This window comes from Calidithermus chliarophilus DSM 9957, assembly GCF_000430045.1.
GTDB classification, from domain to species: Bacteria; Deinococcota; Deinococci; order Deinococcales; family Thermaceae; genus Calidithermus; species Calidithermus chliarophilus.
The window spans coordinates 498,909-502,488 of record NZ_KE387027.1; the positions used below are offsets into that span (position 1 = coordinate 498,909).

4 protein-coding genes are annotated in these 3,580 nt (G+C 73.8%); 3 read left to right on the top strand and 1 reads right to left on the bottom strand.

Annotated features, from left to right (window positions below):
• A partial coding sequence (locus tag MEICH_RS26165) for an FAD-binding dehydrogenase (RefSeq protein ID WP_036219746.1) occupies positions 1-1,169 on the top strand: 1,169 nt, incomplete at its 5' end.
• On the opposite strand, the gene MEICH_RS27445 is transcribed toward MEICH_RS26165, so the two are convergent.
• The gene (locus MEICH_RS27445; RefSeq protein WP_051304369.1) at positions 1,166-1,798 is read right to left on the bottom strand and encodes a TetR/AcrR family transcriptional regulator; all 633 of its coding nucleotides are present in this window, start codon (positions 1,796-1,798) and stop codon (positions 1,166-1,168) included. The two genes, MEICH_RS26165 and MEICH_RS27445, sit on opposite strands and share 4 nt — an antisense overlap.
• 161 nt (positions 1,799-1,959) lie before the next feature.
• Here MEICH_RS27445 and MEICH_RS0119420 point away from each other — a divergent pair, with 161 nt between their 5' ends.
• Together MEICH_RS0119420 and MEICH_RS0119425 are read left to right on the top strand one after the other, a co-directional pair.
• Positions 1,960-2,997 (top strand): hypothetical protein, encoded by a 1,038-nt coding sequence (locus tag MEICH_RS0119420; protein WP_157202919.1) that lies wholly within the window; start codon positions 1,960-1,962, stop codon positions 2,995-2,997.
• A complete protein-coding gene (locus MEICH_RS0119425) occupies positions 2,994-3,539 on the top strand; it encodes a hypothetical protein (RefSeq protein WP_027893971.1) in 546 nt (181 codons plus the stop codon). The genes MEICH_RS0119420 and MEICH_RS0119425 overlap by 4 nt, the downstream gene beginning before the upstream one ends.
• Positions 3,540-3,580 lie beyond the last annotated feature (41 nt).

A 3,580-nucleotide genomic window follows, 5' to 3' on the forward strand; every position in this document is an offset into this window, starting at 1 on the left:
GCGGCCTCGTCTCGCTGCGCTTCCGGCACCGCGTGCGGGGCCTCGAGGTGCAGGGCGGGGTGGTGAGGGGGGTGGTGGGGGAGGTGCTCGAGGCCAGCGACGCCCCGCGCGGCACCCGCAGTTCGCGCGCCGTGGTGGGCGAGTTCAGCCTAGGCGCCCAGGCGGTGATCGTGGCGAGCGGCGGCATCGGCGGCAACCACGACCTGGTGCGGCGCAACTGGCCCCTCGAGCGGCTGGGTCCGGCGCCGGAGTTCATGGTCGCGGGCGTGCCCGAGCACGTCGACGGCCTCATGCTCGGCGCCGTGGCGGAGGCGGGCGGGCGGGTCATCAACCCCGACCGCATGTGGCACTACACCGAGGGGCTGCGCAACTGGAACCCGGTGTGGGCCAACCACGGCATCCGCATCCTGCCGGGGCCCTCGAGCCTCTGGCTCGACCCCTACGGCCGCCGCCTGCCCTTCCCGCACTTCCCCGGCTTCGACACCCTGGCCACCCTCCAGCACATCACCCGCAACCGCTACCCCTACACCTGGTTCGTGCTCAACCGGCGCGTCATCAAGAAGGAGTTCGCCCTCTCGGGCTCCGAGCAGAACCCCGACCTCACCGGGCGCGACGTGCGCGGGGTGCTGCGGCGGGTGGTGGGGGGCGTGCAGGCCCCGGTGCAGGCCTTCATGGACCGCGGCGCCGACTTCGTGGTGCGGCCCACCCTGCCCGAGCTGGTGCGCGGCATGAACGAGCTGGCGGGGACCGACTGGCTCGACCCCGCGGTCGTCGAGCGCGAGGTGCGCGACCGCGACGCCCAGCTCGCCAACGCCTTCGGCAAGGACGCCCAGCTCGCCGCCGTCCGGGCCGCGCGGGCCTACCTGGGTGACCGGCTGGTGCGCGTGGCCAAGCCCCACCGGCTGCTCGACCCCGCCGCCGGGCCGCTCATCGCCGTGCGGCTCAACGTCCTGACGCGCAAGACCCTAGGGGGCCTCGAGACCGACCTGCAGGGCCGGGTGCTGCGGCAGGGGGGCGAGCCCTTCCCGGGGCTCTACGCCGCGGGCGAGGTGGCGGGGTTCGGCGGGGGCGGCATGCACGGCTACCGCGCCCTCGAGGGCACCTTCCTGGGCGGGTGCGTCTTCAGCGGGCGGGTGGCGGGGCGGGCGGCCGCCGCGGCCGTGGTCTAGGCGACCTCGCGGTCGAGGGGCTCGAGGTAGCCCAGCAGCAGCCGCTTGAGCTCGTCCATCGCCCGGTGGGCGGCCTCGCGCTCGAGCTTGAGGGCCAGGTCGAACAGCGCGTCGGCGGCCTGCACGCACACCTCGGCCACCAGGCGCCGCCGGTCGGGGGCCAGGCGGGGCCAGCGGAGCTCGAGCAGCCCGTCCACCTGGTGCACCATGGCCTCGCGGAAGCTCGAGTGCGGCACGCACTGGCCCTGGGCCGGGTGGCCCTGGAACAGCACGCGCAGCAGCCCGGGGTTGGTGCCGTAGCTCTGCCGCAGCGCGGCCACCACCCGCTCGACCACCTCACCGATCTCGAGGCGGGCCAGATCGGGGGTGAGCACCGCGCCCAGCGCCGCCAGCGACTCCCGCTCGTACCGCTCGCACAGCGCCCGGAACAGCGCGGCCTTGTTGGGGAAGTACTGGTAGAGCGAGCCGATGGAGATCCCGGCGCGCTCGGCGATGGCGTTGGTGGTGGCGGCCTCGAAGCCGGCTTCGGCGAAGAGCTGGGCAGCGGCGTCGAGGATGCGGTTGACCCGCCGCCGGCTGCGGAGCTGGCGGGGGAGTCGGCGGAGGTTGGCAGGGGATGAGGGGTTCATGGCTTCCTTAAAACGTGAGTCTTCGCTCGGATTATACCCCCGGCAGGGGCGTCGGGCTCGCCGGGCCGCTGGCCCCAAAATGCGAGTTGAAAAGGTGAGGCTTTACTCACATACTCGAGCTGGTCGAGGGGCCGGTGCGCCCGCTCGGAAAGGAGTAAGCCGTGAGAAGCCTGCAAGACCTCAGCCGGAGCCGACCCGCGCCTCGAGCGCATGACCTGTGGAGCCTGGGGGTGCTGCCGGTGTTGGCCGCCGGCGCCCTGTCGGGCCTGCTGGGGGTGTACTGGGACATCGCCTGGCACATCGACATCGGCCGCGACACCTTCTTCACCCTGCCCCACAACTTCCTGTACGCCGGGATGGCGGCGGTGCTCTTCACCAGCCTGTACGGGCTGTGGCGCGACCGCCGCGCCACGCCCTTCCACCTGCCCTTCCGGGGGTTGCGCCTGCACGCTGGGGTGCTGATGGTGGCGGTGGGGGCGGCGCTGGTGCTGCTCTTCGCCCCGATGGACGAGCTGTGGCACCGCCTGTTCGGCACCGACCTGACCCTGTGGGCCCCGATGCACCTCATCGGCCTGCTGGGGCTGACGCTGGGGGGCTTCGGCGCCCTGGTGAGCGCCTGGATCGAGCGCCGCCTGGCCGAAGACCCCGCCCGCCGGCAGTTCTACGGCGGCCTCACCCTCTACTTCGCCGCGGTCCTGATGGGCTGGAGCACCCTGTACCTGGCCGAGTACGAGTTCAACGTGCCCCAGTTCCCCTCCTTCTTCCACCCGGTGCTGCTGGCGGCGCTGCCGGCCTTCTTGATGGTGCTGGCAGGCCGCCTGGCCCCGCGCCCCTGGTCGGCCACCTGGGTGACCCTGGCGTTCAGCGCGATCCGGTTGGCCTTCGCCGGCTTCCTCATCGGCACCTCGAGCCTCGGCCTCGCCGGCGACAGCCGCCCGATGATCCCGCTGCTGCTGCTGAGCGCCCTGGCGGTGGACGGGCTGCTGCGGTACGGCACGGCCCCCTGGCTGGTCGGGCTGGTGGCCGGGGGCGTCACGCTGCTGAGCAACTGGCTGCTGGTGGGGCTGGGCGACGGGATCGTCTGGTACGGCGCGGTGATGGCGACGGCGGTGGCTCCTGCCCTGGTCCTTTCGGCCCTCGCGGGCTGGGCCGGGGCGGCGGTGGCCGGGAGCCTGAAGGGCCGGGAGGTGAGGGCATGAGGCGGCGCTGGCTCACCCTGGCCGCGCTGCTGGGGCTGCTGGGCGTGGCCCTGGCCCACGGCGACGGCCAGAACCCCCTCCCCGACCGCCACGCCCCCGTCGGCACCCTGACCTTCACCCCCGGCCCGGGCAGCACCACCATCGAGATGCGCCTCGAGCCCCACGACGTCGCGGGCCGCGGCGAGCTGTACCTCTCGCTGACCTCCCTCGAGCAGCGGGGCCTGCACCACCGCCGGGTCCTGCGCCCGGTCGAGCCCGGGCTGTACCGCATGGAGTACGCCTTCCCCCGGGACGGCGCCTGGGTGTTTTACGTGCACTTCGGCACCGGCCAGGCCGGCTTCGTCGGCCAGGGGCGCTTCACCCGCGCCGGCGGCGCGGTCCAGGCGGTGCGGGTCGAGTTCGGCGACGGCTTCGCCCGTGAGGTCCCCGGCTACGTGCAGCCCCTGGGCTATGCCGCCTTCGGCTTGCTCGCCCTGGTGGCGGGGGTGGGGGCTACCTTCCTCCTGCGCCGGGTCCGGGAGGTGCCGCAGGCCCCGGCGTAGTGAACGCCGCCTCGAGGTGAGCGGGCCGCTCGAGCGGCCCG

Bases quoted from the DNA above. Each gene is read 5' to 3' on its own strand.
- MEICH_RS27445 (WP_051304369.1), bottom strand. From the start codon at position 1,798: ATGAACCCCTCATCCCCTGCCAACCTCCGCCGACTCCCCCGCCAGCTC.
- MEICH_RS0119425 (WP_027893971.1), top strand. From the start codon at position 2,994: ATGAGGCGGCGCTGGCTCACCCTGGCCGCGCTGCTGGGGCTGCTGGGC.